Source organism: Actinokineospora guangxiensis (assembly GCF_042657845.1).
Taxonomy (GTDB): domain Bacteria; phylum Actinomycetota; class Actinomycetes; order Mycobacteriales; family Pseudonocardiaceae; genus Actinokineospora; species Actinokineospora guangxiensis.
This window is the reverse complement of sequence record NZ_JBHSKF010000018.1, coordinates 155,719-178,789: the sequence shown is the minus strand read 5'-3', so window position 1 is coordinate 178,789 and position 23,071 is coordinate 155,719. Positions and strand designations below refer to the sequence as shown.

Genomic DNA, 23,071 nt, shown 5'->3' with positions numbered 1-23,071 from the left:
TCATCCCACGCGGGAAAGCCGCCGAGGACCGCGACGAGCACATCAAGACCCTGCGCAACCACGTCGCCAGCGAGATCGGGGCCATCGCCAAACCGCGTCAGATCCTCATCGTTGACGAACTCCCCAAGACCCGATCCGGGAAGATCATGCGCAGGCTCCTGCGCGACATCGCCGAAAACCGCGAACTCGGCGACACCACCACCCTCGCCGACCAAACCGTCATGAACCTCATCACCAACGGCCTCACCAACCAGAAGTCCCAAGAGGACTGATCACACGCGGAAGGGCCCCGGGACACCGTTCCCGGGGCCCTTCGCGCGTCAGCGGACGGGGGGCTGCTCGCCCCTCAGCTCCGCCAGCAGCTCCGTGATCGCGTGCATGATCCGCTTGGTCGCCTCGTCCAGCGTCTCCCGGTCGAACCCGTCGAGGTCCGACAGGTCCACCGGCTCCCCCGCCACGATCCGCACCGTCCGGCGCGGGAACAGCCTCGGGAACCGCGATCCGGCAGGCAGCAGCTCGTGCGTCCCCCAGTTCACCACCGGGACCACCGGCGCGCCCGTCTCCAGCGCCACCCTGGCGACCCCGTTCTTGACCCGCGCCGACGGCCAGTGCGACTCGTCGTCGGAGAAGCCCGCCTCGGGGAAGAACATCACGCACTCCCCGCGCGTCACCGCGTCCACCGCGCCCGTGTAGGCCGAGCGCGCCGCCACGGTGTTGCGCAGCACCGGGATGTGCCCGCCGCCCTTGAGGACCTGCTTCACCACCGGCACGTTCCACAGGCTCGCCTTCGCCAGGTAGCGGGGAACGCGCCCGGCGGCGAGGGTGAAGGCGGTGACGGTCACCGGGTCGGCGTTGGACAGGTGGTTGGACGCCAGCAGCAGACCGCCGTCGCGCGGGAGCTTCCCGGCGAAGCGGAGACGGGCGGCGAGGGCCATCAAGGGCCAGATGAGGTCGATGGCGAGGCTGAACCAGAAGCCCCGGCCGCGCCGGGGCACGCGGAACATCAGGGTGAGAGCCCGCCAGGTGCTCATGGGTCGGTCGCTGTGCACACCCCATCTTCGCCGCACGGCCCCGCGAGGTGTGCCGAATGGCGGGACAATACCCCGATGAGCACGGACAGTGAGCGCACGGGCACGCATCCCGGCGAACCGCACCACGCCGGCCTGGGGGCGCGGCTCAACCGGCTGCGGGCCGGGGTCCTCGGCGCGAACGACGGGATCATCTCCACCGCCGGCCTGGTCGTCGGCGTCGCCGGGGCCACAACCGACCGCACCGCGATCCTGACCGCCGGGGTCGCCGGGCTGGTGGCGGGCGCGCTGTCGATGGCGGGCGGCGAGTACGCGTCGGTGAGCACGCAGCGCGACACCGAACGGGCCGCGCTGCGCAAGGAGGAGCGCGAACTCGCCGAGATGCCCGAGGCCGAGGAGCGCGAGCTGGCGGGCATCTACGAGGAGAAGGGCCTCTCCCCCGCGCTGGCCGCCCAGGTCGCCCACGAGCTGACCGAGGCCGACGCGCTCGCCGCGCACGCCGACGTCGAGCTGCAGATCGACCCGAACAGCCTGACCAGCCCGTGGCAGGCGGCGTGGGTGTCGCTGGTGTCGTTCGCGCTCGGCGCGCTGCTGCCGCTGGTGGCCATCGCGCTGCCTCCGGTCGACTGGCGTGTGTGGACGTGCGTGGCGGCGGTCGTCGTCGGGCTGGTGCTCACCGGGACGGTCGGCGCGCGGCTCGGCGGTGCGCCCGTCGGACGGGCTGTGGCGCGCAATGTGCTGGTCGGGACGCTGGCGATGGCTGTGACGTACTTCGTCGGAGTCCTGTTCGGCGTCACTGTCGGTTAGGGTGGAGCCAGGTGTGCCGGGAAGCCTGGTCGGCGTCCTAGGAGACGTCTACGCCGAGGAGCCCAGCCTGTGACTGAGCGTCGTCCACCCAAGCTGACCGAGTTCGCCCGCTACCTCCGCACGGAGACCACGGGTGGCATGGTGCTGCTGGCGGCCACCGCCATCGCCCTGATCTGGGTCAACTCGCCGGTGGGCGACAGCTACCGTGACCTGCGCGAAGCACGCGTCGGACCGGAGTTCCTCCACCTGAACCTCACCATCGGCGACTGGGCCAAGGACGGTCTGCTCGCGCTCTTCTTCTTCGTCGTCGGCTTGGAGCTGAAGCGCGAACTGGTCATCGGGGAGCTGTCCCGGCTCAAAGCGGCGCTACTGCCGGTGATCGCCGCCTTGGGCGGCATGATCGTGCCCGCCGCGCTGGCCTTCGCCATCGCCGCGGGCGACCCGAGGGCCGGGCAGATCTGGGCGATCCCGGTCGCCACCGACATCGCCTTCGCCCTGGGCGTGCTGGCGCTGACCGCCCGACACATGCCCAGCAGCGCCCGGGTGTTCCTGCTCAGCCTCGCCGTGGTCGACGACCTCGGCGCCATCGCGCTGATCGCGACCCTGTTCACCTCGACCTTCGATGTCATCGCCTTCGCCGCCGCGCTCGCGCTGCTGGCCCTGTACTGGTGGCTCCAGCGCAAGCGGGTCACCTCGGCCTGGCTGTACGTGCCGATCGCGGTCGCGGTGTGGGTGGCGGTGCACTCCAGCGGCATCCACGCCACCATCGCCGGGGTCGCGCTCGGCCTGCTGACCAGGGTCCGCAAGGACCCGCACGAGCGGGAGGCGCCCGCGCTGCGCCTCGAACACCGCCTCCAGCCCTGGTCGGCCGCCGTGGCCGTGCCGGTCTTCGCGCTGTTCGCCGCCGGGGTCCCGGTCAACGCCGACGCGCTCGGCGCGGTGTTCACCGAGCGCGTCGGGCTGGCGATCATGCTCGGGCTGGTGGTGGGCAAGCTGGTCGGCATCGTCGGGTTCTCCCTGGTGGCGGTCCGGTTCAAGATCGCGTCCATGCCGCCGGGGCTGACCTGGCGCGACATGGGCGCGGTCGCCATGCTCGGCGGCGTCGGATTCACCGTCAGCCTGCTCATCGCCGACCTGTCCCTGGACCCGGCCGACGCCGAGCTGGCCAAGGCCGCCGTGCTCATCGCCTCGGCGGTCGCGTCGCTGCTGGCCGCGGCGCTGCTCGTCCGGCGCAGCAAAGCGCACGCCGAGGACTGACCCGGGCAGGTTGCCGGGCCTGGCGGTGGCGGGCATGGCACCATGTCGCAGGTGACCAGCGCACACGGAAACGGACGACGCGACGGCTTGCCCCCAGTGCCGTCCATCCCCCTGGCCGACGACCGGACCATCGCCTCCGGCGAACAGTCCGTCGGGAACCTGGTCAAGGACGCGACCACGCACCTCTCGACGCTGCTGCGCGCCGAGATGGAGCTGGCCAAGTCCGAACTGGCCCGCGAGGTGAAGAAGGCCGTCTTCGGCAGCGTCGCGGCGATCGTCGCGCTGGCGCTGGTGCTCTACGGCTCCTTCTTCATCTTCTTCACCATCGCCGAGGGCCTGGCCGAGTGGTGGTACCGCTGGATCGCCTTCGGCGTGGTGACGCTGTTCATCTTCGTCGTCGCGGGCCTGCTCGCCTGGTTCGGCGTCAAGAAGTTCAAGACGATCAGCGCTCCGAAGCAGACGATCGACTCGGTGAAGGAGACCGCGGCCGCCCTGCGCCACCGCGACTCCGACGAGCACCGGGCCTGAGGCTGAGCCGCGCCCCGGACCCGGCCTCGGTCCGCATCGACGGACCGTGGACGCACCGCGACGTCCACGCCAACGGCATCCGGCTGCACACCGCCGAGACCGGCGACGGTCCGCTGGTGGTCCTGCTGCACGGGTTCGCGGGCTTCTGGTGGACCTGGCGCCACCAGCTCACCGCGCTCGGCGACGCCGGCTTCCGCGCCGTGGCCGTCGATCTGCGCGGCTACGGCGACTCCGACAAACCCCCGCGCGGCTACGACGCCTGGACGCTGGCCGGTGACGTCGCCGGCCTGGTGCGGGCGCTCGGCGCCCCCCGTGCGCACCTGGTCGGGTACGGCTGGGGCGGCCTGCTGGCCTGGTCGGCCGCCGCGCTGCACCCCCGCATCGCGCACACCGTCAGCGCGGTGTCCGCGCCGCACCCCATCGCCCTGCGCGACGAGGTCCGCCGCACCGTCCTGCGCGGACGCGGGCGCAACCAGGCCCGCGCGCTGAGCCCCATGCTGCGCGCCCAGGTGCCGATGGCCCCCGAGCGCTGGCTGCGCCGCGAGGAGACCATGCCCGCGCTGCTGCGCGCCTGGTCGGCGCCGCGCTGGCAGGCCACCCCGGACTTCGACGCCACCGTCGAGCGCTACGCCGAGGCCATGCTGATCCCCGGCGTCGCGCACTCGGCGCTGGAGTACTACCGGTGGGCGGTGCGCTCGCAGCTGCGCAGCGAGGGAAGGCGCTACGCCGAGGCCATGCGGCGGCGCATCCGCACGCCCGTCCTCCAGCTCTACGGGGCCGAGGACCCCTGCGTGCTCCCGCACACCCGCACCGCCTCGCGCCCGTGGCTCACGGGGCCCGCCGAGCACGTCGAGCTGCCCGGCGTCGGCAACCTGCCGCCAGAAGAGGACCCGGCCGCCACGAGCGCGGCGATCACGGCCTTCCTCAAGGCGCACTAGCCAGAGCAGCGGCCCGTCGACACCGGCTCGCTGAGCCCCGGCGCGGAGGCGACCTCGTCGCGCACCTCGGCGCCGGTCAGCGCGAAGCCGGTCTCCGAGTCGTCCACCGCCGCGCCGAAGATCACGCCGATGACGGCGCCGTCGGTGTCCACCAGCGGGCCGCCGGAGTTGCCGCTGAGCACCTTCGCCCGCAGCGTGAACACGTCGCGGTCGACCGGGTTGGGGCTGTCGTAGATGTCCGGGCCGCGCAGGGGGATGCGGTCGCGCACGCGCGCGGACTCGGCGGTGTACGGGCCGTCGAGGGGGTAGCCGAGGACGATGCCGTCCTGGCCGCTCTCGACCTCGTAGTCGGCGAAGCGCAGCGGCTCGGCGGCCAGGTTCGGCACGGCCAGCACGGCCAGGTCGGCGCGCGGGTCGTAGAGCACGACCTCGGCGGGCAGCGTCCTGTCGCCGGACTCGACGCTGACCTCCTCGGCGCCCGCGACGACGTGCGCGTTGGTCATCACCCGGAACGGCGAGATCACGAACCCGCTGCCCTCCAGCGCCCGCTCGCACGCGGTCGCCCTGGCGTTGATCTTCAGCACGCTGGGCCGCACCCGCTGCACGACCGCGCTGGCCTGCAAAGCCGGGTCCGGCGGGGCCACCTCGCGGTTGGGGGTGCGGTTGAACGGGTCGACCGCGGCCGGGAAGCCGGAGACGTCCAGCAGCTCGCGCAGCTCGTTGGGCAGCCCGCGCGCGGCCTGCGGCATGACCTCGTCCACGCCGCCGAGCACGACCGAGTTGTTGATCGCCGACGCCAGGCCCGGCAGGCCGCCGACGGTGGTCAGCGGCAGCGCGATCAGCCACGACACCAGGAACACGACCGCGCCCTGCACGACCGCCCCGAGGGCGCTGTCCACCCCGGCGAGCTTCGGCGAGTTGATCCGCTGGCGCAGCGTGCGCCCGGCCCACACACCGAGCGTCTCGCCCAGCGCCACCAGCAGCACGAAGATCGCCACGGCGAAGGCGACCCTGGTCGGCGTCGCGGAGATCCCGGCCACCACCAGCGGCGCCACCTTGATCCCCAGGATCGCCCCGACCAGCACGCCGAGGAAGGCGGGCAGCGCGGTGATCACGCCCTGGCGGGCGCCGGAGACGGCCGCGAGCACGGCCAGTGCGAGCACCAGCACGTCGACCCAGTTCACGCACGGACCTCCGGACCCTGTGGACGGACGGAGCGCCACGCTACGTCAAGATCGCGGACGTCGCCGGTGTCCCAGTCCCGGTGCCACCCGCCCGCGCCGATGATCATCGACAGCAGTCCGGCGGTGAAGCCCCAGATCAGCATGCCGGGCGCGGCGAAGGCGGGGCCGACGAAGCCGCTGAAGTGCCGGATCTGGAAGCGGTTCGCCGGGTCGGACAGGTGCGCGAGCGGCACCCTGGCCACCGCCTGGGACTCGCTCTGCGACACCGCCCATACCCGGCTCGGCCGCTCCCAGTGGGCCAGGACCGGGGTCACGTCGAAGCGCGAGACCGGGATGTGCAGGCCGGGCAGCAGCGCCACCGGCCGCACCCCGGACGGGTCGACGCCGGTCTCCTCCACCGCCTCGCGCAGCGCGGTGTCCACCGGACCGCGGTCCTGCGGCTCGACCGATCCGCCCGGGAAGCCGACCTGGTCGGCGTGCGCGTCACCGGTCGCGGCGCGCAGCTGCAACAGCACGTCGGGGCCGTGCTCGTCGTCCTCGCCGAAGAGGACCAGCACCGCGGCTTCGCGCGAGTCGCCGCCGACCGCGGCGAAGCGGGTGAACATGCCCGCCTCGATCGTCGCGGTCGCCTCGACCAGCCGCCGCAGCCAGCCGGGCACGGTCTCGGGGTCGACCAGCGGTCCGTGCGTCATGCGAGCCCCTCGGCGACGGCGGTGCGGATGTCCGCCACGGTCCGGAACAGCCTCGGCTCGCCAATGAACGACACCGTCCCGTCGGCCTTGAGCAGGTACGACGCGGGCAGCGCGTTGGGCACGCGCAGCGCGGCGGCGACCGAGCCGTCCTCATCGATCAGGGACTCCAGCCGCACGCCGAGCGCTCGCAGCAGGACCAGCGCGTCGCCCTGCCCGCTCTGCACGGCCAGGGTGACCACGTCGATCCCCTCGCCCGCGTCGTACTCGGCGAGCAGGGGCAGCTCCTCCTTGCACGGCTGGCACCAGGTCGCCCAGACGTTGAGCAGCACGTCGCGCCCGCCGAGCGCGGCGGCGGCGTCGACCGGACCGCCGGTGCCCAGGCAGGTCGTGGTGACCCCGCGCAGCTGCTGCGGGCCCTCCGCGGCGTCGGCGCAGCCGGGAAGTCCGGCCGCGGCGCGCGCGGCGGCGACGTCCGGGCCGGGCGGCGGGGTGCGCGGGGCGGGCTCGTCGCCGCGCGGCCACAGGGCGACGGCCGCGGCCAGCCCCAGGACCGCGACGACCACCAGCCAGCGCACCCTCGGGATCACCCGGCCGACCGTCCCGGCTTGTACCCGGCGGCGACCTTCTGGGCCAGCTCCAGCAGGTGCTCGGCCTCCTCGCCCTTGACCAGCTTCGCCGCGGCCTCGTACTCGGTCGGGCCGGTGCCGTAGGACGGGCAGTCCTTGGCCATGAAGCACGCGCCGCAGGCGGGTTTCTTGGCGTGGCAGACGCGCCTGCCGAGGAAGATCACATAGTGCGACAGCATCGTCCAGTCCTTGCGCGGGACGAGTGCGCCGATGGCGTGCTCGACCTTGACCGGGTCCTCCAGCTCGGTCCAGCCGAAGCGGCGCACGAGCCTGCCGAAGTGCGTGTCGACGGTGATGCCGGGGATGTCGAAGGCATTGCCGAGGATGACGTTCGCCGTCTTGCGGCCGATGCCGGGCAGGGTGACCAGGTCGTCGAGGGTGTTGGGCAGCACGCCGTCGAAGCGCTCGACCAGCTCCGCGCCCAGGCCCATCAGCGAGGTCGCCTTGTTGCGGTAGAAGCCGGTGGAGCGGATCAGCTCCTCCAGCTCGGCGCGGTCGGCTCCCGCGTAGTCCTGCGCCGTCTTGTAGCGGGCGAACACGGCGGGCGTGGTCAGGTTGACCCGCACGTCGGTGGACTGGGCGGACAGGATCGTGGCGACCGCCAGCTCCAGCGGGGTGGTGAAGTCCAGCTCGCAGTGCGCGTCCGGGAAACCCTCGGCGAGCGCCCTGGACATCCGGCGCACGCGGCGGGTCAGGGAGAGGCTGGATTCGCCGTCGGCCGCGGCGGCTGCCTGGGGCGGGCGTCGGGTGGTCTGCGGCACGCCGATAGCCTACGGGCCGACGAACAACCCGAGATGTGCCCCAGACGTCTTCCGGTGGTACGCCCTCAGGGACAGGGCGCACAGCCGGGGCAGAACTAAGCCGGGACAAGCACTGAAAGCCGGACCGGGCGGGTCGGGCTGGGAGCGAGGATCGACGACACATGGCTGTCTGGTTCGTGTTCGCGGTACCACTGGTGATCATGTTCTTCGCGCTCTTCATGGAGCGGGTGGAGACGCGCATCCGGCACGTAGCCGTGCAGGAGACCGACGTCGAGGAGTTCCTGGAGCAGGCCAGGCCCGACGAGGTCCGCGCCCTCTACGGCCACGGGATCGGCCGCGCGCTGGAGTTGTTCCGGCTGCGCAGGTTGGGTGGCCGCGCGGCCAAACTGCGCGGTCGCAGGACCCGTGACTAGGGGTTATGGTTCGGCGGTTCAGCCTCGTTGAAGGATCCACAACGGACCCGGACGGCGCGGCGTGCGGGTGTGGGGTGACCAGGCCCTACACTGTGATGCGGTGATCGGCCGCACAGCGTCTGTGCGGTTCGGGGTGGAAACGGAGGACCGAGGTGGATGAGACCCTCGCCCGCGCGGGCATTTTCCAAGGGGTCGAGCCGGCCGCGGCGGAGGCGCTCGCGCAGACGCTTGAGTCGCAGGAGTTCCCGCGAGGGCACGTGATCTTCGCGGAGGGTGAGCCCGGCGATCGGCTGTACATCATCCTGTCGGGCAAGGTGAAGCTGGGCCGCAAGTCCCCGGACGGCCGGGAGAACCTGCTGGGGATCTTCGGGCCGTCGGACATGTTCGGCGAGCTGTCGATCTTCGACCCGGGGCCGCGCACGTCCACCGCGACGACCGTCACCGAGGTCCGCGTGGTCACGATGGACCGGCCCGCGCTGCGCCAGTGGATCAACAACCGCCCGGAGATCGCCGAGCAGCTGCTGCGGGTGATCGCCCGCAGACTGCGCCGGACCAACGGCATGCTGGCCGACCTGATCTTCACCGACGTGCCCGGCCGCGTGGCCAAGGCGCTGCTGCAGCTCGCGCAGCGCTTCGGCAGCCAGGAGGCCGGTCTGCTGCGCGTCACCCACGACCTCACCCAGGAGGAGATCGCCCAGTACGTCGGCGCCTCCCGGGAGACGGTCAACAAGGCCCTCGCCGACTTCGCCCACCGCGGCTGGCTGCGCCTGGAGGGCAAGAGCGTGCTGATCCTGGACCCGGAGCGGCTCGCCCGCCGCGCGCGGTAACCACCTGATCTGCGATAAGAAGGCCCGGTCCTGGTGGACCGGGCCTTCTCGTCCTTACGCAACGGAAGACCGGGCGCCGCCCCCGACGCGGCGCACCGGCCTTCCGCCTGCGCGGACCATCCCCCGACGGACCGCGCTCCCCGCCCTCCGGCCGCAGGCCCCGACCCGTTCGCCGGAGGGAGCTTTGTACCTACATCGCACTCGGCCACCCAGGTGTGTCGGCCGACAGGGAAACCATCGCACGGAACCCCACCCGGATAACAAGCGCATTCACCCTCAAGGACTCGCAACCGCAGCTCACGTTGCGCGCCTTTACCGTGAATCCCACATTCCGTTATCCGACCGATACATACCACCGGGTGACGTGGGCGAAACCACCCCCTAATTAGTGGTACGGCCGTACCAGAGTGAGCCATACTGATACCCATGTCCCACTCTGCCCGCCTCTCCGACTACCGCACTGCCCTCACCGCCCCCGGCGCGCGCGGACCGGTCCTCGCCTCCCTCGTCGGCAGGCTCCCGATCGCCATGGTCGGCCTGTCGCTGCTGCTGTACGTGCAGCGCACGACCGGCTCCTTCGCCGTCGCGGGCTTGGTCTCGGCGGGCACGCTGGTGGGCGTGGCGATCGGCTCGGTCGCGCAGGGCAGGCTGATGGACCGGGTCGGCCCGTCACGGCCGCTGCTGAGCGTCGTCGGGCTGTTCGCGGTGTTCGTGACCCTGGGCATCGTCGCCGTCGAGTCCGGCGCCCCGACCCCGCTGCTCATCCTCCTCGGCCTGCTGATCGGCCTCACCGAGCCGATGATCGGCTCGGCCTCGCGCGCGATGTGGACCCGGCTGCTGCCGCCCGGCCCGGCGCGCACCGCCGCGTACTCCTACGAGGCGATCAGCATGGAGGTCTTCTTCATCGTCGGCCCCGCGCTCTCCGGCGTGCTGGTCGCGGCCCCGTGGGCGGGCACCGGCGTGGTCATCGGCGCGGCGTTCATGATCATCGGAGGCATCGCCTTCGCGCTGATGCCGACCATCCGCGAGCACCGGCCGACCGGCACCACCCGCGGCGGCGGCAGCCTGCTCGGCCCGCTGTCCTCGCCGGGCATGAAGACGGTGGCGATCGCCGCGTTCGGCTTCGGCGTGACCATCGGCTTCGTCGAGGTCGCGGTCCCGGCCGCGGCGACGAACGCGGGCCACGCTCCTGTCGGCGGTCTGCTGCTCGGGCTCTGGTCGGTCAGCTCGGTGATCTTCGGCGTCTACTACGGCACCCGGCCGTGGCCGCGGCCGATGCACCTGCGGCTGCCGGTGCTGCTGGCGGGCTTCGCCGTGCTGCTGGCGCTGCTGGCGATCCCGACGTCGCTGTTCGGCCTGGCGATCGCGCTGCTGGTGGTCGGCACCCTGGTCACCCCGCAGGCGACCGCGCACTCCGCCGCGTTGGAGACCGTCGCCCCGCCGGGCACCATCACCGAGGCGTTCGGCTGGGTGATCACCTCGGTGACGCTGGGGCTGGCGCTCGGGCAGTCGCTGAGCGGACAGCTGGTGGAGCACGTCGGCGTGTGGTCGTCCTACCTCGCCGCGTCGGCGGCCGGCCTGCTGATCGCGCTGGTCGTGTACCTGCGCAGGAACACGGTGAAGGCGACCACGCCGGGGCCGGTCGCCGCGCTCGTGTAGCACGTCGGACGGGTTGTCCACAGCACCTGTGCACAGACTTGTGGATAGAGCTGTGGGCAACCTGACGGCCTGTGGACAACTTTCCCGGCTTGTCGGCTCGCCCGGCTAGCGTCGCGGGCATGGACATCACCGCCTCCACCGCCGCCCTGGCCGCCGCGGCAGCCGACGTCGTGCGCCTCGTCCCCACCCGGCTCACCGACCCGCTGCTCAGCGGCATGCTGCTGCGCGCGGGCCCGGAGGGCGTGGTCCTCGCCGCCGGCGACAGGGAGCGCACGGCCCGCGTCACCTGCGACGCGGTCGCCCACACCGACGGTGCGGTGCTCGTGCCCGGGAAACCGCTGGCCGAGACGCTGCGCGCGCTCACCGTCGACACGGTCCGCCTGGTCGTGGAGGGCAGCAGGCTCGCCATCCGGGCCGACGGGGCGCGCTTCGCCCTCCCGCTGCTGGACGTCGCGCTGCACCCGGGTGTGCCGGAGCCGCCACCCGCGCGCGGGACGGTCCCCGGGCACCTGTTCGCCACCGCGCTGTCCACGGTGGCGGCCACGGCCTCGCGCGACGACACCCTGCCGGTCTTCGCCGGGGTCCGGCTGCGCGCCGAGGACGGCGGCCTGGTCCTGCGCGCGACGGACCGCTACCGCATGGCCATCGCGCGCGTCCCCGGCGAGGTGGCCGACCTCGACGTCCTGGTGCCCGCGCAGCTGCTGGCCGAGGTGGGCAAGCAGGTCGGCGCGGGCGAGGTGGTGCTGGGCATGGACGCCAACCGCTTCGCCCTGTCCTGGGGCTCGACAGCGGTGACCACGGCCGTGCTCGACGGCGTCTTCCTCTCCGAGTCGAGCCTGGTCCTCGACACCGCCGACACCTTCGTCGACCTCGACGCCGACGCCCTGACCGGCGCGGCCCGCCGCGTCGCGCTCTACACCGACGCCCGCGGCGTCCTGCAGATCGATGTCGGCGACCACGAGGTCCGCCTGCGCGGCGCCGACCCCCAGGCGGGCGAGGCGGAGGAGGCAGTCAAGGCGACCGTCGACGGCGGCCGCACCAGCCCGGCCGTCCAGTCCCGCTACCTGGTCGACGCGCTGCGCCCCTTCGCGGGCAAGCGCGTCCGCCTGGCGATCCAGCCCGGCATGCGCGCCACCGCGATCACCTCGCTCGATCCGGAGGAGATGGCGGTCAAGTACCTGATGATGCCGATGCTCCCGCCGAAGCAGTAACCGCTCACACCGATTCGCGCAGGTAGTCCAGCTGCGCCCGCACCGACCACTCCGCGGCCTCCCAGAGCGACCGGTCGACGTCGGCGTAGACGAGTTCGACCACCTGCCGGGCGGTGGCGTCCGCGCCGAGCCGGGCCAGCGCCGTGCGGATCTGGTCGAGGCGCTGGTGGCGGTGGGCCAGGTACCCGGCCGCGGTCTCCCGCAGGTCGGGCAGATCAGGGCCGTGACCGGGCAGCACGACCGTGCGCGGCTCGGCCTCGGCGAGCAGGCGCAGCGAGTCGAGGTACTGCCCGAGCCTGCCGTCCGGCGGAGCGATGACGGTTGTGCCCCGGCCGAGCACCGTGTCGCCGGTGAGCACGGCGGTGCGGCCGTCGTGCTCGGCGGTGAGGCAGATGGAGTCGGCGGTGTGCCCTGGGGTGTGCCGCACCAGCAGCTCCAGCCCCGCCGCGGCGACGACCTCGCCGTCGCGCAGCGGACCGGGTCCGCCCGCCGAGCACAGCGCCGGGTCGAACGCGCGGATCGGCGCGTCCGCGGCCTCGGCCAGCCAGGGCGCGCCTTGGACGTGGTCGTGGTGGTGGTGCGTGAGGAGGATGGCGGCGACCCGGCCCGCGGCGGCGAGCACCCGCCGCAGGTGCGGTTCGTCCTGCTCACCGGGGTCGACCACGACGCAGTCCTCGGCCCCGGGCGCGCGCAGCAGCCAGGTGTTGGTCCCCTCCAGGGACATGACTCCCGGGTTGTCCTCCAAGAGCACGGCGGCGAACGGTGTGACGGCGCGGACTTCGCCGTAGGCGGGGTGGGTCATGCGGAGCCTTCCTCCCGGGTCACGGCTCGACGGGTGGCCGGACCCGGTCGCGGCGCCGCACGGACCTCGCGGTGCGGTGCGCCGGGATCGCGGCGGAGCGCGGATCGGCGGGCGGGCTGCCGCGGCAGGAGCCGTCCCGAGGCCGTCGGCGCGGTCATCGGCTCTCCTCGTCGGGGAGGACGACACGCAGGGCGTCGCCGTCGCGGACGATCTTGGGGAGGATCTTGGCGAAGTGCGGGTCGGCGGCCATGGCGTCGGCGACGGTGGCGTGTTCGGCCAGGTCGGAGAGCATGACCCAGGTGGGGGGCATGAGCGCGCACCCGCCGCCGCGCCAGTCCGCCAGCGCGGCGGAGGGGCGCTGCCAGCTGGTCCGGTCGGCTTCGGTGGTCTCGCCGTCGGCGTGCTGACCGGTCGGCAGGGCGGCGAGGAAGAAGCGGGTGTCGAAGCGGCGCGGCTCAGGGGCGGGGGTGACCCAGTTGGCCCACGGGCGCAGCAGGTCGGCGCGCAGCACCAGACCCGCGTCGGCGAGGAACCCCGCGAAGGACACCTCGCGGGCCACCAGCGCGGCCCGCGCCGCGTGGTAGGGGCGCGCGTCGGCGACGACCGACCCGGCGGCCGACCCGGCGAGCAGCACCCCCGACTCCTCGAAGGTCTCCCGCACCGCCGCGCACACCAGCGCCCTGGCCAGCGCGGGCGAGCAGCCGAAGCGGTGCGCCCACCAGTCCGGGTCCGGTCCGTGCCAGGCGACGGTGGCGTCCACGTCGCGCTGGTCGACGCTGCCGCCGGGGAACACCGTCATCCCCCCGGCGAAGGGCATGCCGGAGACCCGGCGCTGCAGGAACACCTCCATCCCCACCGCGGAGTCGCGCACCAGCATCACCGTCGCCGCGTCCTTGGGGACGGCGGGCGGGCCGGGCGGGGCGTCGGGCACAGCGCCTGCGGGCAGGACCAGTTCAGCGGGCAGCTCACGCACACCGCGACCCTACGCAGCGGCCCGCTTTAATGTCGGCCATGGGTGACGCGCTGCGCTTCGGCCTGGTCGGCGCCGGACCGTGGGCGCGCCGCGTCCACGTCCCCGGTCTGCTCGACCATCCCGCCATCGACCTGGTCGGCGTCTGGACCCGCCGCCCCGAGGCCGCCGCCGACCTGCCCGTCCCCCACATCCCCGACTACCGCGACCTGCTGTCCCAGGTGGACGCCGTGGCCTTCGCCGTCCCCCCGGCCGCCCAGGCCGACCTGGCCGCCACCGCCGCCGCGGCGGGCAAGCACGTCCTGCTGGAAAAGCCCATCGCCGACACCCCGGCCCGAGCCCGGCACCTCACCGACGCCGTGGAAGCCGCGGGCGTGATCTCCCTGGTCAACCTGGTCCGCCGCTTCGCCCCGGAAACCGTCGCCTGGCTGGCCGAGCTCCACCGCGCGGGCACCTGGGCGGGCGCCTCGGCCCGCTGGCTCTCCGGCGCCCTCCTGGGCGGCGACTACGCCACCTCCACCTGGCGCCACGAAGGCGGCGCCTTGGCCGACATCGGCCCGCACGTCCTGGACCTGCTCGACGCCGCACTGGGCCCCGTCGACAAGGTCCTCTCCGCCCACCACCACACCCCCGACCTCTGGCACCTGGTCCTCGGCCACCACTCCGGCGCGACCAGCACAGCCACCCTCTCCATGCACCTGCCGATGCGCCCCACCATCACCGAGATCTCCGTCTACGGCACCCCCGGCTACCGCGAACTCACCGGCCGGGCCACCGCGCCCACCGACGCCTTCACCACGGCCCTGGACCTGTTCACCGCCCTCGTGGCCGAGAACACCCCAGCCCACCCCCTGGACGCACGCCGGGGCCTCATGCTCAGCCACCTGACCGCGGCCGTCCTCGCCGCCACCTGACCCACGCGCCGGTCAGGTGGCGGGGACGGGACTACGGGCGCTGGTCCGGCGGCTGAAGGGGCACGCCGTTGACCATGGTGTTGGCTTCGTGCCAGTCGAAGGGGTGGTTGGCGCCGGGGAGGTCGCCTTGCCAGGTGGTGGGCTGGGCGGTGCCGTCGGCTTCCTGTTCGCGGCGGGCCAGTTCTTCCTGGAGTTGGCGGAGCAGGTCGAGTTCGTGGTCGTTCAGGGAGTCGGGCGGGGGCTGGGAGGCGGCGGCCTCCTCCATCCACGACGGGCCTGCGGGGAGGTCCTCGTCGGCGGCCGGGGGTGGGGGCACCTCGGCGAGCGGGGTCGCATGGGAGGTGGGCGTCGAGCGCGGCTCAGTGATCGCGTGCGACGCGGAGGCCGAGTGCGACGGGGGCGTCGAGTGGGAGAGGACGCTCGACTGGGGAAGCGCGCTCGACGGGGAGAGCGCGGCGGCGTCGGTGTAGACCTCGGTGGCGTAGCGGACCGCCGTGTGGTGGTAGTCGCTGTGGTCGGCGCCCTCGCGGAGGACTTCCACCGAGGCGGTCAGGCCGGCGCGGCGCAGAGAGTGCTGGACGCGGTAGGCGGTGGCGGGGGCGAAGCCCGCCGGGCCGACGCCGATGAGCACGACGCGGTGCGGGACCGGGCCGGAGACGGCGCCCGCGGGAGTGGTGCGCCAGACGGCCCACACGGCGCGGATGTCCGGCAGGACGTCCAGCACCCTGGCCGCGGCCTCGCCGACGCCCTCGTCGGGGGCGACGCCGTCGACACGGCCCGCGACGAAGCGGTGGTGGGCGCCCGCAGTCTCCGAGACCGGCAGGCGGGCGGCGACGGCCGGGTCGCAGTGGGCGGCGACGAGCAGGTCGCTCAGTTCGGCGCGCTCGGCCGAGGTGACCTGGATCGGGCCCGCGACGAGGCAGCCGACGGTGAGTTCCAAGGCGCGGTCGACCTCGGTCGCGGCCAGGAGTTCCCGCGCCTGGGCCAGGGCGTCGTCGTCAAGCCTGCCCGCGAGCGCGAGCAGGATGTCGTGGACGCGGACCGGCAGCGCGGTGCGCTCCGACCCCTTGCCCGCCGTTGCCTGTGTCACCGTCGTCCTCCCTCACGTCGGACCGGGTCCGCGGGCCTGCCGCGGTGCTAGCTGTGGACCATGGCGAAGAGCGGCTCGGACGCGGCCGCCGCCTCGCGGTGGTACCGGGTCACGTCCCGGCCGCGGACGAGCACCTCGACCGCGGGTTCGTCGCTGCCCAGCGCGCGCAGCACCCGCTGCAGCTCGCCGGTCAGGCGGACCGCCGCGTCACCGCCGTCCTCGGCGACGGTGACCAGCACGATCCGGACGTCGCCGGAGCGCCCGCGGCGCCAGCTGGAGCGGGCCTCGACGACCTCGGGCCGCCCGCGCAGCAGCGCGCCCAGCACCACGGCCACCGAATCGCCGCCCCGGCTCACCCATTCAGGTGACTCCGGGGTGAATGTGTAGTCGAGATCGGGGACGTCGTCCACCCACGGGACCGCGTTGAGCCGCTCGGCGTCCGCCCCTGCGGGCACGAGCACGGCGCTCAGCAGGCGCGACTCCTCCGGGGTGATGCCGACGCGCTCGCGCAGCAGCATCAGCGGCAGCGCCCTGGCGACGGCGTCGACGGCCCCCGCCGAGACCCAGTCGCGCAGCCGCCACAGGTCGCGGTCGCCGATGCGGCCCGCGAAGCGCAGCAGCAGCTCGTGGCAGTCCTGCGGGGTGCTCATGCCACCTCCACGACCAGTTCGACCTCGACCGGCACGCCCAGGGGCAGCTCGGCGACGCCGACGGCGGAGCGGGCGTGCCTGCCCGCCTCGCCGAACACCTCGGCGAGGAAGTCCGAGGCGCCGTTGAGCACCGCGGGCTGCCCGGTGAAGCCGGGCGCCGAGGCGACGAACCCGACGACCTTGACCACCCGAACCACCGAGTCGATGCCGACGAGCGCATCGACGGCCGCCAGGGCGTTGAGCGCGCAGGTCCTGGCCAGCGCCGCCGCGTCCTCGGCGCTCACCTCGGCCCCGACCTTGCCGGTGGCGACGACCTTGCCGTCGACCAGCGGGATCTGGCCCGCGGTGTAGACGAGCGAGCCCGTCCGCACGGCGGGCAGGTAGGAGCCCGCGGGCGGGGCCACCGACGGCAGCTCGACGCCCAGCTCGCTCAGCCGCGCACGGGTGGACATCAGGCGGCCTTCGGGCGCTTCAGGTACGCGACGTGCTGCTCGCCGGTCGGGTTCGGCAGCACTGTGACCAGCTCCCACCCGTCCTCGCCCCACTGGTCGAGGATCTGCTTGGTGGCGTGGATGAGCAGCGGGATGGTGGCGTACTCCCAACGAGTCATGCGGGCAGCCTAGGGCAGCCGCGCGCGCCGCCGGCGCTACGGTGTCGACATGGAGGGCTGGCGGATCTTGGCCACCGCGCTGCTCGGCGCGGGCGGCCTGCTGCTCGTGCTGCTGACGATGGCGAAGGTGCGCGACCGCGCGGGCCGCTCCGGTCCGGTGGCGATGGCGGGCGCGGTGTCGGTCACGGTCCTGGCGCTGCTGTGCCTGTTCACGGCCACCGTGCTGGCCGCGCCGGTCGCCTGGGGCGCGGTCGTGGTGGTCTGCGGCGCGGCCGTCGTGCTCGCGCTCGTAGGGTGAAGCACACAGGGCGCGACCATTAACCGGGCATTTACCCTGGAATGGTGACCACTCCCGTCGTCGGCTGGACCGATGAGATCGCCCGGTCCCGCCTGCACGTGGTCAGCGGCAAGGGCGGCACCGGCAAGACCACCGTCGCCGCGGCGCTGGCGCTCGCGCTCGCCCACGGCGGGCGCAAGGTGCTGCTCGTGGAGGTGGAGGGCCGCCAGGGCGTCGCCCAGGTCTTCGACACCCAGCCGCTGCCGTACTCCGAGGAGAAGGTGGCCATCGCCCCCGGCGGCGGCGAGGTCAGGGCGCTGCACATCGACGTCGAGGCCGCGCTGATGGAGTACCTGGCGATGTTCTACAACCTGGGCTTCGCGGGCCGCACCCTGCGGCGCATGGGCGCTGTGGAGTTCGCCACCACGCTGGCCCCCGGTCTGCGCGACGTGCTGCTCACCGGCAAGATCAAGGAGTGCGTCCGGCGCACCGGCGACCGGGGCAGGCACGTCTACGACGCGGTGGTGGTCGACGCTCCGCCGACCGGCCGCATCGTCAAGTTCCTCGACGTCACCCGGGCCATGGCCGACCTGGCGAAGGTCGGGCCCATCCGCGGCCAGAGCGAGGGCGTGGTGAAGCTGCTGCACTCCGGGGACACCGCGGTGCACCTGGTGACGCTGCTGGAGGAGATGCCCGTGCGCGAGACCGTCGAGGCGGTCGCCGAACTGGACGGCGCCGACCTGCGGCCGGGGGCGATCCTGCTCAACCGGGTCCGCCCGCCGCGGCTGCCCGCCCGCTCGGTCACCCCCGCCGCCGACGGCCGCGTCGACGCCGGGCGCGTCCGCGACGGCCTGGCCGCCGCCGGGCTCGCCCTGGCCGACGACGTGCTGGACGGGCTGGTCGAGGAGACGGTGGAGCACGCGGTGCGGGTGCAGGCCGAGCAGCGGGCGCGCGCCGCGCTGGCCGAGGTCGACCTGCCCGCCGTCGAGCTGCCCGACCTGGTCGACGGCGTCGACACCGCGGCGCTCTACGAGCTGGCCGAGCTCCTCATCGAGCAGGGGGTGCGCTAGGTGCTCGACATCGACGCGCTGATAGACGACCCGGCGACCAGGGTGATCGTGTGCTGCGGCTCCGGCGGCGTCGGCAAGACGACGACGGCGGCGGCCATCGCGGTGCGCGCGGCCGAGCACGGCCGCAAGGCCGTCGTGCTGACCATCGACCCGGCGCGCAGGCTGGCCCAGTCGCTGGGCCTGCGCGAGCTGGACAACACCCCGCGCCAGGTCGAGGTGGACGGCTTCGAGCCCGCGGGCGAGCTCAGCGCCATGATGCTGGACATGCGCCGCACCTTCGACGACATGGTGCTGGCGCACGCCGGTGAGGAGCGGGCCGCCGAGATCCTGGCCAACCCGTTCTACAAGACGATCTCCACGTCGTTCTCCGGCACGCAGGAGTACATGGCGATGGAGAAGCTGGGCCAGCTGGCCGCCGAGGGCGCCTACGACCTGATCGTGGTCGACACCCCGCCCTCGCGCTCGGCCCTGGACTTCCTCGACGCCCCGCAGCGGCTCTCCACCGCCCTCGACGGCCGGATGATCAAGCTGCTGATGGGTTCGGCGCGGGCGGGCGGGCGTGGCCTGCGCAAGGTGGTCAGCGCCGGGTTCTCGCTGTTCGCCAAGGCCGTGTCGACGGTGCTGGGCGGTCAGCTGCTCAACGACGCCTCGGCGTTCGTGCAGGCCTTCGACGGCATGTTCGGCGGCTTCCGCGAGCGCGCCCGGCGGACCGCGGAGCTGCTGCGCTCCTCGGGCACGGCGTTCCTCGTCGTGGCCGCCCCGGAGCCCGACGCGCTGCGCGAGGCGAGCTACTTCGTGGAGCGGCTGGAGGCCGAGTCCATGCCGCTGGCCGGGCTGGTCGTCAACCGGACCCACCCGGTGCTGGCCAACCTGCCCGCGACCAAGGCGCTGGCCGCCGCCGAACAGCTGGAGGCGACGGGCCACGCGCCGCTGGCCGCGGCCGTGCTGCGCCTGCACGCCGACCGAGTCGCCCTCGACCAGCGCGAGCGCAGGCTCGTCGCCCGCTTCAGCAAGGCGCACCCGGGCGTCGCGCAGGCCGAGGTGCCAGCCATGCCCGCCGACGTGCACGACCTCGACGGGCTGCGGCTGATCGGCGAGCGGCTAGCCGACCTGTAGTTCTTCCTCGACGTCCTGGCGGGCGTCGCGGCGGGCGCTGTCGAGCAGCTCGCGCCAGGAGTCCACGTCGGGCCTCCTGCGCAGCAGCGCCCGGCGCTCCCGCTCGGTCATCCCGCCCCAGACCCCGAACTCGATCCGGTTGTCCAGAGCCTCGGCCAGGCACTCGGTGCGCACTGGACACGCCACGCACACCAGCTTGGCCTTGCGCTGCTCGGCACCGCGGACGAACAGCCCGTCCGGGTCCTCGTCGCGGCACGTAGCGCGAACCCGCCAGTCGACCTGTGCTTCGAGATACATGTATCCCCCACCCCTGTCGTCGTCGCGACCCATCAACCCGATACCCCCCGGTATCAGGTGCTTCCTGACCCTCCGCAGATACACGGAGCGACGAAGAAGCGCTGTCGTGAGACGTTGACGGACTCTAGCGACCTTCGGTTCCATCGAAAACACCCAGGCACACATGTGTTACCGAATGTCAATATCAACTGCGTAGTCACGGATGATCCATCCGGGTGACACCCACCGTGGCGCGTAGGCTGGCCCCCGTGCGTGTTGGAGACAGCCTGCTGAAGCTGATCGGCCTTTGCCTGCTCGCGGGCGTCCTCGTGGCGGGGATGCTCTTCCCCCTCGTGGGCGCGCTGGGGGTGATGTCCAACCGGGCCAGCGACACGATCGACAGCGTGTCCGCCGACCTGGTGGCCACCGACCCACCGCTGGTGACGAGGATCACCGACGCGCAGGGCAAGCAGATCGCGACGATCTACGACCAGTACCGGCTGCCGGTCGCCGCCGAGCAGATCTCGCCGACCATGACCGCCGCCCTGGTCGCCATCGAGGACCGCCGGTTCTACGAGCACCACGGCGTGGACTGGAAGGGCACCATCCGGGCCGCGATCTCCAACCAGACCGGCGGCGACGTGCAGGGCGCCTCGACGCTGACCCAGCAGTACGTCAAGAACTACCTGATCAACGTGGTCAACCGGGGCAACAAGAACGAGCAGAACAAGGCGCAGGAGCAGACCATCGCGCGCAAGCTGCGCGAGGCCCGCATCGCCATCCAGCTTGAGCAGAAGATGTCCAAGGAGGAGATCCTCACCGGGTACCTCAACGTGGTCGAGTTCGCCTACGAGGTCTACGGCATCGGCGCGGCGGCCAGCGCGTACTTCGGCACCACCCCGGCCAAGCTGACCGTCGCCCAGTCGGCGCTGCTGGCGGGCGCGGTGAACAACCCGGTCCTCTACAACCCGTGGCGCAACCCCGCGGGCACGCTGGCCAGGCGCAACCTGGTGCTCGACAAGATGGCCGAGACGCAGAAGCTCTCCCCCGAGGCGGCCGAGGAGGCCAAGAAGGCCCCGCTCGGCATCCTGCCCGAGGTGAAGAAGCCCCCGGCCAACTGCGTCGGCGCGGGTCCGGAGATCGGCTTCTTCTGCCAGTACGTGTGGGTCTACCTGCAGGAGATCGGCTTCACCCCGGACCAGATCACCACCGGCGGCTACACGATCAAGACCACCCTCGACCGGCGCGCCACCCAGCTGGCCAAGGACGCCGCCGAGGCCCAGGTCCCCAAGTCGACCCCCGGCGTGGCGAACACGATGGCCATCGTGCGGCCGGGCAAGAAGCGCCACGAGGTGGTCGCGCTCGTCTCCAACCGCGACTACGGCCTCAACGGCGACAAGGGCCAGACGACGATCCCCTACCCGTACGGGATCGAGAACAAGTTCGGCGCGGGCTCGGTCTACAAGATCTTCACGGCCGCCGGCTACCTGGAGAAGGGCGGCGGGATCAACAACCGGATCAAGACGCCCACGACCTACGTATCGAACAAGTTCACCGGCGGCAGCGAGAACACCTGCCCGCGCACCCCTAACCCGAACGATGGCAATACCCGGTGGTACTGCCTGAGCAACGCCACCAAGAACTACCCGGGCGAGATGACCCTTCAGGACGCGTTGGCGACGTCGCCGAACACTGGGTTCGTCATCCTGGAGGAGCGCGTCGGCATGGACACCGTGGTGGACATGGCGCAGCGGTTGGGCATGCGCAAGACCCTGGCGAGCAACACCAGTGGCCGGGCGCCGGACCCGAAGGCCAAGGGTGAGGCCAGCCAGTCGCAGGCGCAGTTCTACAAGCCGTCGGAGAGCAGCCCGTTCGGAAAGGCTTCGTTCACCCTGAGCCCGTCGCCGGTCAGCACGCTGGAGCTGGCCAACGTGGGCGCGACGATCATGAGCGGCGGTGTCTGGTGCCCGCCGACCCCGCTGGTCGAGGTCAAGGACCGCAACGGCAAGAAGCTCAACTACAACGAGCAGCCGTGCGAACAGGCCGTCGACCCGAAGCTGGCCAACACGCTCGCCCACGGCCTGAGCAAGGACGCCCACGGCAGCGGCACCGCGGCTGGCGCGGCCAGCCGCTACGGCTGGAACCGCAATTCCATCGGCAAGACCGGCACCACCCAGGCGTTCAAGTCCGCGGCCTTCCTCGGCGGCACCGCGCAGCTCACCGCCGCGGTCGTCGTCTCCAACGACAGCCCGCGCCCGCAGGGCATCTGCGACTACGGGCCGGGCCAGGTCCGGCTCTGCGGGGGCGGCGGCGAGATCTACGGCGGCCGCTCACCCGCGCGGACGTTCTTCCAGGCGATGGGCAAGATCCTGGAGGGCAAGCCCAACGTGCCCCTGCCCCCGGCTGACGAGCGCTATCTGGAAGGCGGCGATGACGTCCGGGTGCCGAACGTCATCGGCATGTCGCGTGAGCAGGCCACCGATCGCCTCAAGCAGGCCGGCTACGAGGTCAACGCCGTCGACCGCAACGACTCACGCGCCCGCGGCACCATCGTCAGCCAGTCCCCGCGCGGCGCCGCCCTCAAGGGCGAGACGGTGACGATCTACGTCAGCACCGGCTACGTCCCGCCCCCGCGCACCACCGAGCCGAGCAAGCCCCCGGGCGGCCCCGGCGACGGCGATCCCGGCGACGGCAACCCGGGCGGCCCCGGCAACGGCGGACCCGGCAACGGCGGACCCGGCAACGGCCGCCCCGGGGACGACGATCCGCCGATCACCATCGATCCGGTCGACCCATGACGCAGAGGAGCCGCGGTCCACGGACCGCGGCTCCTCTTGGTCTCGCGCCGGTGTTCAGCCCGTCAGGCGGGCTTTCACGGCTGCGGAGAGGCGCTTGCCGTCGGCGCGGCCCGCGGCCTTCGCGGTGGCGGCCTTCATGACCTGGCCCATCTGGCGGGGGCCGGGGGCCTCGCCCAGCTCGGCGGTCACCTCGGCGACGGCGGCGTCGACCAGGGTGGCGATCCCGGCGTCGTCGAGCTGCTTGGGCAGGTAGTCGGCGAGGACGTCGGCCTCGGCCAGTTCCAGGGCGGCCTGCTCGGCGCGGCCGGCGCCCGCGAAGGCCTCGGCGGCCTCCTTGCGCTTCTTGACCTCGCGGGTGAGGACCTTCTCGACCTCGGCGTCGGACAGCTCGCGGGCCGCCTCGCCCGCGACCTCCTCGGTGGTCACGGCGGCCAGCGCCATGCGGATGGTGCCCGTCCTGGTCTTGTCCCTGTCCTTCATCGCGGTGGTCAGGTCGGCCTGCAACCGCGCCTTGAGCTGTGCCATGTCACCAACGGTAGCGCCTGGTGCCCAGCGGATTACCCCGGC

Annotated in this window: 27 protein-coding genes; 14 read left to right on the top strand and 13 right to left on the bottom strand. The window is 72.8% G+C overall.

Features of this window, described 5'->3' with window-relative positions:
- A partial coding sequence (locus ACFPM7_RS27495) for an AMP-binding enzyme (protein ID WP_417281767.1) occupies window positions 1–272 on the top strand: 272 nt, incomplete at its 5' end.
- A gap of 48 nt (window positions 273–320) precedes the next feature.
- Here the strand turns inward: ACFPM7_RS27495 and ACFPM7_RS27490 are convergent.
- Window positions 321–1,031: a lysophospholipid acyltransferase family protein gene (locus ACFPM7_RS27490; protein WP_378250699.1), complete on the bottom strand. Its 711-nt coding sequence runs from the start codon at window positions 1,029–1,031 to the stop codon at window positions 321–323.
- Between the two features lie 75 nt (window positions 1,032–1,106).
- Between ACFPM7_RS27490 and ACFPM7_RS27485 the strand changes: the two genes are divergently transcribed.
- The 4 genes from ACFPM7_RS27485 to ACFPM7_RS27470 all read left to right on the top strand — a co-directional run bounded on the left by ACFPM7_RS27485 (window position 1,107) and on the right by ACFPM7_RS27470 (window position 4,558).
- Window positions 1,107–1,835, top strand: a complete 729-nt coding sequence (locus ACFPM7_RS27485) for a VIT1/CCC1 transporter family protein (protein ID WP_378250697.1) — start codon at window positions 1,107–1,109, stop codon at window positions 1,833–1,835.
- 69 nt (window positions 1,836–1,904) lie between these two features.
- On the top strand, window positions 1,905–3,092 hold the full coding sequence (gene nhaA, locus ACFPM7_RS27480; RefSeq protein WP_378250696.1) for a Na+/H+ antiporter NhaA: 1,188 nt from the start codon (window positions 1,905–1,907) through the stop codon (window positions 3,090–3,092).
- A gap of 42 nt (window positions 3,093–3,134) precedes the next feature.
- Window positions 3,135–3,620, top strand: coding sequence for a phage holin family protein (locus tag ACFPM7_RS27475; RefSeq protein ID WP_378250695.1), 486 nt, complete (start codon window positions 3,135–3,137; stop codon window positions 3,618–3,620).
- A 2-nt stretch (window positions 3,621–3,622) separates the two neighbouring features.
- Entirely contained in the window at window positions 3,623–4,558 is a 936-nt protein-coding gene (locus tag ACFPM7_RS27470) for an alpha/beta fold hydrolase (RefSeq protein ID WP_378250708.1), read from the top strand.
- Here the strand turns inward: ACFPM7_RS27470 and ACFPM7_RS27465 are convergent.
- Genes ACFPM7_RS27465 through nth form a run of 4 tightly spaced genes read right to left on the bottom strand, consistent with a single transcriptional unit; the run spans window position 4,555 to window position 7,734 of the window.
- Entirely contained in the window at window positions 4,555–5,742 is a 1,188-nt protein-coding gene (locus ACFPM7_RS27465) for a MarP family serine protease (RefSeq protein ID WP_378250694.1), read from the bottom strand. The two genes, ACFPM7_RS27470 and ACFPM7_RS27465, sit on opposite strands and share 4 nt — an antisense overlap.
- Entirely contained in the window at window positions 5,739–6,434 is a 696-nt protein-coding gene (locus ACFPM7_RS27460) for an NUDIX hydrolase (protein WP_378250693.1), read from the bottom strand. Before ACFPM7_RS27460 ends, ACFPM7_RS27465 begins: the two co-directional genes overlap by 4 nt.
- Window positions 6,431–7,021: a TlpA family protein disulfide reductase gene (locus ACFPM7_RS27455; protein ID WP_378250692.1), complete on the bottom strand. Its 591-nt coding sequence runs from the start codon at window positions 7,019–7,021 to the stop codon at window positions 6,431–6,433. The genes ACFPM7_RS27460 and ACFPM7_RS27455 overlap by 4 nt, the downstream gene beginning before the upstream one ends.
- Entirely contained in the window at window positions 7,018–7,734 is a 717-nt protein-coding gene (gene nth / locus ACFPM7_RS27450; protein ID WP_378250707.1) for an endonuclease III, read from the bottom strand. The genes ACFPM7_RS27455 and nth overlap by 4 nt, the downstream gene beginning before the upstream one ends.
- Before the next feature lie 248 nt (window positions 7,735–7,982).
- On the opposite strand from nth, the gene ACFPM7_RS27445 reads away from it, so the two are divergent.
- The 4 genes from ACFPM7_RS27445 to dnaN all read left to right on the top strand — a co-directional run bounded on the left by ACFPM7_RS27445 (window position 7,983) and on the right by dnaN (window position 11,931).
- A complete protein-coding gene (locus ACFPM7_RS27445; protein WP_378250691.1) occupies window positions 7,983–8,234 on the top strand; it encodes a hypothetical protein in 252 nt (83 codons plus the stop codon).
- A 152-nt stretch (window positions 8,235–8,386) separates the two neighbouring features.
- Window positions 8,387–9,061: a Crp/Fnr family transcriptional regulator gene (locus tag ACFPM7_RS27440; protein WP_378250690.1), complete on the top strand. Its 675-nt coding sequence runs from the start codon at window positions 8,387–8,389 to the stop codon at window positions 9,059–9,061.
- Between the two features lie 426 nt (window positions 9,062–9,487).
- Complete coding sequence (locus ACFPM7_RS27435; RefSeq protein ID WP_378250689.1) at window positions 9,488–10,720, top strand: MFS transporter; 1,233 nt, start codon at window positions 9,488–9,490, stop codon at window positions 10,718–10,720.
- A 119-nt stretch (window positions 10,721–10,839) separates the two neighbouring features.
- Complete coding sequence (gene dnaN / locus ACFPM7_RS27430) at window positions 10,840–11,931, top strand: DNA polymerase III subunit beta (protein ID WP_378250688.1); 1,092 nt, start codon at window positions 10,840–10,842, stop codon at window positions 11,929–11,931.
- Between the two features lie 4 nt (window positions 11,932–11,935).
- On the opposite strand, the gene ACFPM7_RS27425 is transcribed toward dnaN, so the two are convergent.
- On the bottom strand, window positions 11,936–12,733 hold the full coding sequence (locus ACFPM7_RS27425) for an MBL fold metallo-hydrolase (protein ID WP_378250687.1): 798 nt from the start codon (window positions 12,731–12,733) through the stop codon (window positions 11,936–11,938).
- A 154-nt stretch (window positions 12,734–12,887) separates the two neighbouring features.
- Window positions 12,888–13,706 carry an NUDIX hydrolase gene (locus ACFPM7_RS27420; protein WP_378250686.1) on the bottom strand — a complete coding sequence of 273 codons (819 nt, stop codon included), beginning with the start codon at window positions 13,704–13,706 and terminating at the stop codon, window positions 12,888–12,890.
- 38 nt (window positions 13,707–13,744) lie between these two features.
- On the opposite strand from ACFPM7_RS27420, the gene ACFPM7_RS27415 reads away from it, so the two are divergent.
- On the top strand, window positions 13,745–14,617 hold the full coding sequence (locus tag ACFPM7_RS27415; RefSeq protein ID WP_378250685.1) for a Gfo/Idh/MocA family protein: 873 nt from the start codon (window positions 13,745–13,747) through the stop codon (window positions 14,615–14,617).
- Window positions 14,618–14,648: 31 nt separating this feature from the next.
- Here ACFPM7_RS27415 and ACFPM7_RS27410 read toward each other — a convergent pair whose 3' ends face one another.
- The 4 genes from ACFPM7_RS27410 to ACFPM7_RS27395 are packed head-to-tail and all read right to left on the bottom strand — an operon-like array spanning window position 14,649 to window position 16,967.
- Entirely contained in the window at window positions 14,649–15,707 is a 1,059-nt protein-coding gene (locus ACFPM7_RS27410) for a hypothetical protein (RefSeq protein ID WP_378250684.1), read from the bottom strand.
- Between the two features lie 47 nt (window positions 15,708–15,754).
- Window positions 15,755–16,357 (bottom strand): hypothetical protein, encoded by a 603-nt coding sequence (locus ACFPM7_RS27405; RefSeq protein ID WP_378250683.1) that lies wholly within the window; start codon window positions 16,355–16,357, stop codon window positions 15,755–15,757.
- The gene (locus tag ACFPM7_RS27400; protein ID WP_378250682.1) at window positions 16,354–16,809 is read right to left on the bottom strand and encodes a RidA family protein; all 456 of its coding nucleotides are present in this window, start codon (window positions 16,807–16,809) and stop codon (window positions 16,354–16,356) included. The genes ACFPM7_RS27405 and ACFPM7_RS27400 overlap by 4 nt, the downstream gene beginning before the upstream one ends.
- Window positions 16,809–16,967 carry a DUF4177 domain-containing protein gene (locus ACFPM7_RS27395; protein ID WP_378250681.1) on the bottom strand — a complete coding sequence of 53 codons (159 nt, stop codon included), beginning with the start codon at window positions 16,965–16,967 and terminating at the stop codon, window positions 16,809–16,811. Before ACFPM7_RS27395 ends, ACFPM7_RS27400 begins: the two co-directional genes overlap by 1 nt.
- Window positions 16,968–17,016: 49 nt before the next feature.
- Here ACFPM7_RS27395 and ACFPM7_RS27390 point away from each other — a divergent pair, with 49 nt between their 5' ends.
- Genes ACFPM7_RS27390 through bagB form a run of 3 tightly spaced genes read left to right on the top strand, consistent with a single transcriptional unit; the run spans window position 17,017 to window position 19,430 of the window.
- Entirely contained in the window at window positions 17,017–17,265 is a 249-nt protein-coding gene (locus tag ACFPM7_RS27390; protein WP_378250680.1) for a hypothetical protein, read from the top strand.
- Window positions 17,266–17,309: 44 nt separating this feature from the next.
- Window positions 17,310–18,314 (top strand): ATPase BagA, encoded by a 1,005-nt coding sequence (gene bagA, locus ACFPM7_RS27385; RefSeq protein WP_378250679.1) that lies wholly within the window; start codon window positions 17,310–17,312, stop codon window positions 18,312–18,314.
- A complete protein-coding gene (gene bagB / locus ACFPM7_RS27380) occupies window positions 18,315–19,430 on the top strand; it encodes an ATPase BagB (RefSeq protein ID WP_378250678.1) in 1,116 nt (371 codons plus the stop codon).
- Here the strand turns inward: bagB and ACFPM7_RS27375 are convergent.
- Entirely contained in the window at window positions 19,416–19,727 is a 312-nt protein-coding gene (locus ACFPM7_RS27375; protein ID WP_378250677.1) for a WhiB family transcriptional regulator, read from the bottom strand. The genes bagB and ACFPM7_RS27375 overlap by 15 nt on opposite strands.
- 248 nt (window positions 19,728–19,975) lie before the next feature.
- On the opposite strand from ACFPM7_RS27375, the gene ACFPM7_RS27370 reads away from it, so the two are divergent.
- Window positions 19,976–22,504 carry a transglycosylase domain-containing protein gene (locus ACFPM7_RS27370; RefSeq protein WP_378250676.1) on the top strand — a complete coding sequence of 843 codons (2,529 nt, stop codon included), beginning with the start codon at window positions 19,976–19,978 and terminating at the stop codon, window positions 22,502–22,504.
- Between the two features lie 54 nt (window positions 22,505–22,558).
- Here the strand turns inward: ACFPM7_RS27370 and ACFPM7_RS27365 are convergent, their stop codons facing one another.
- A complete protein-coding gene (locus ACFPM7_RS27365) occupies window positions 22,559–23,029 on the bottom strand; it encodes a GatB/YqeY domain-containing protein (RefSeq protein WP_378250675.1) in 471 nt (156 codons plus the stop codon).
- Window positions 23,030–23,071 lie beyond the last annotated feature (42 nt).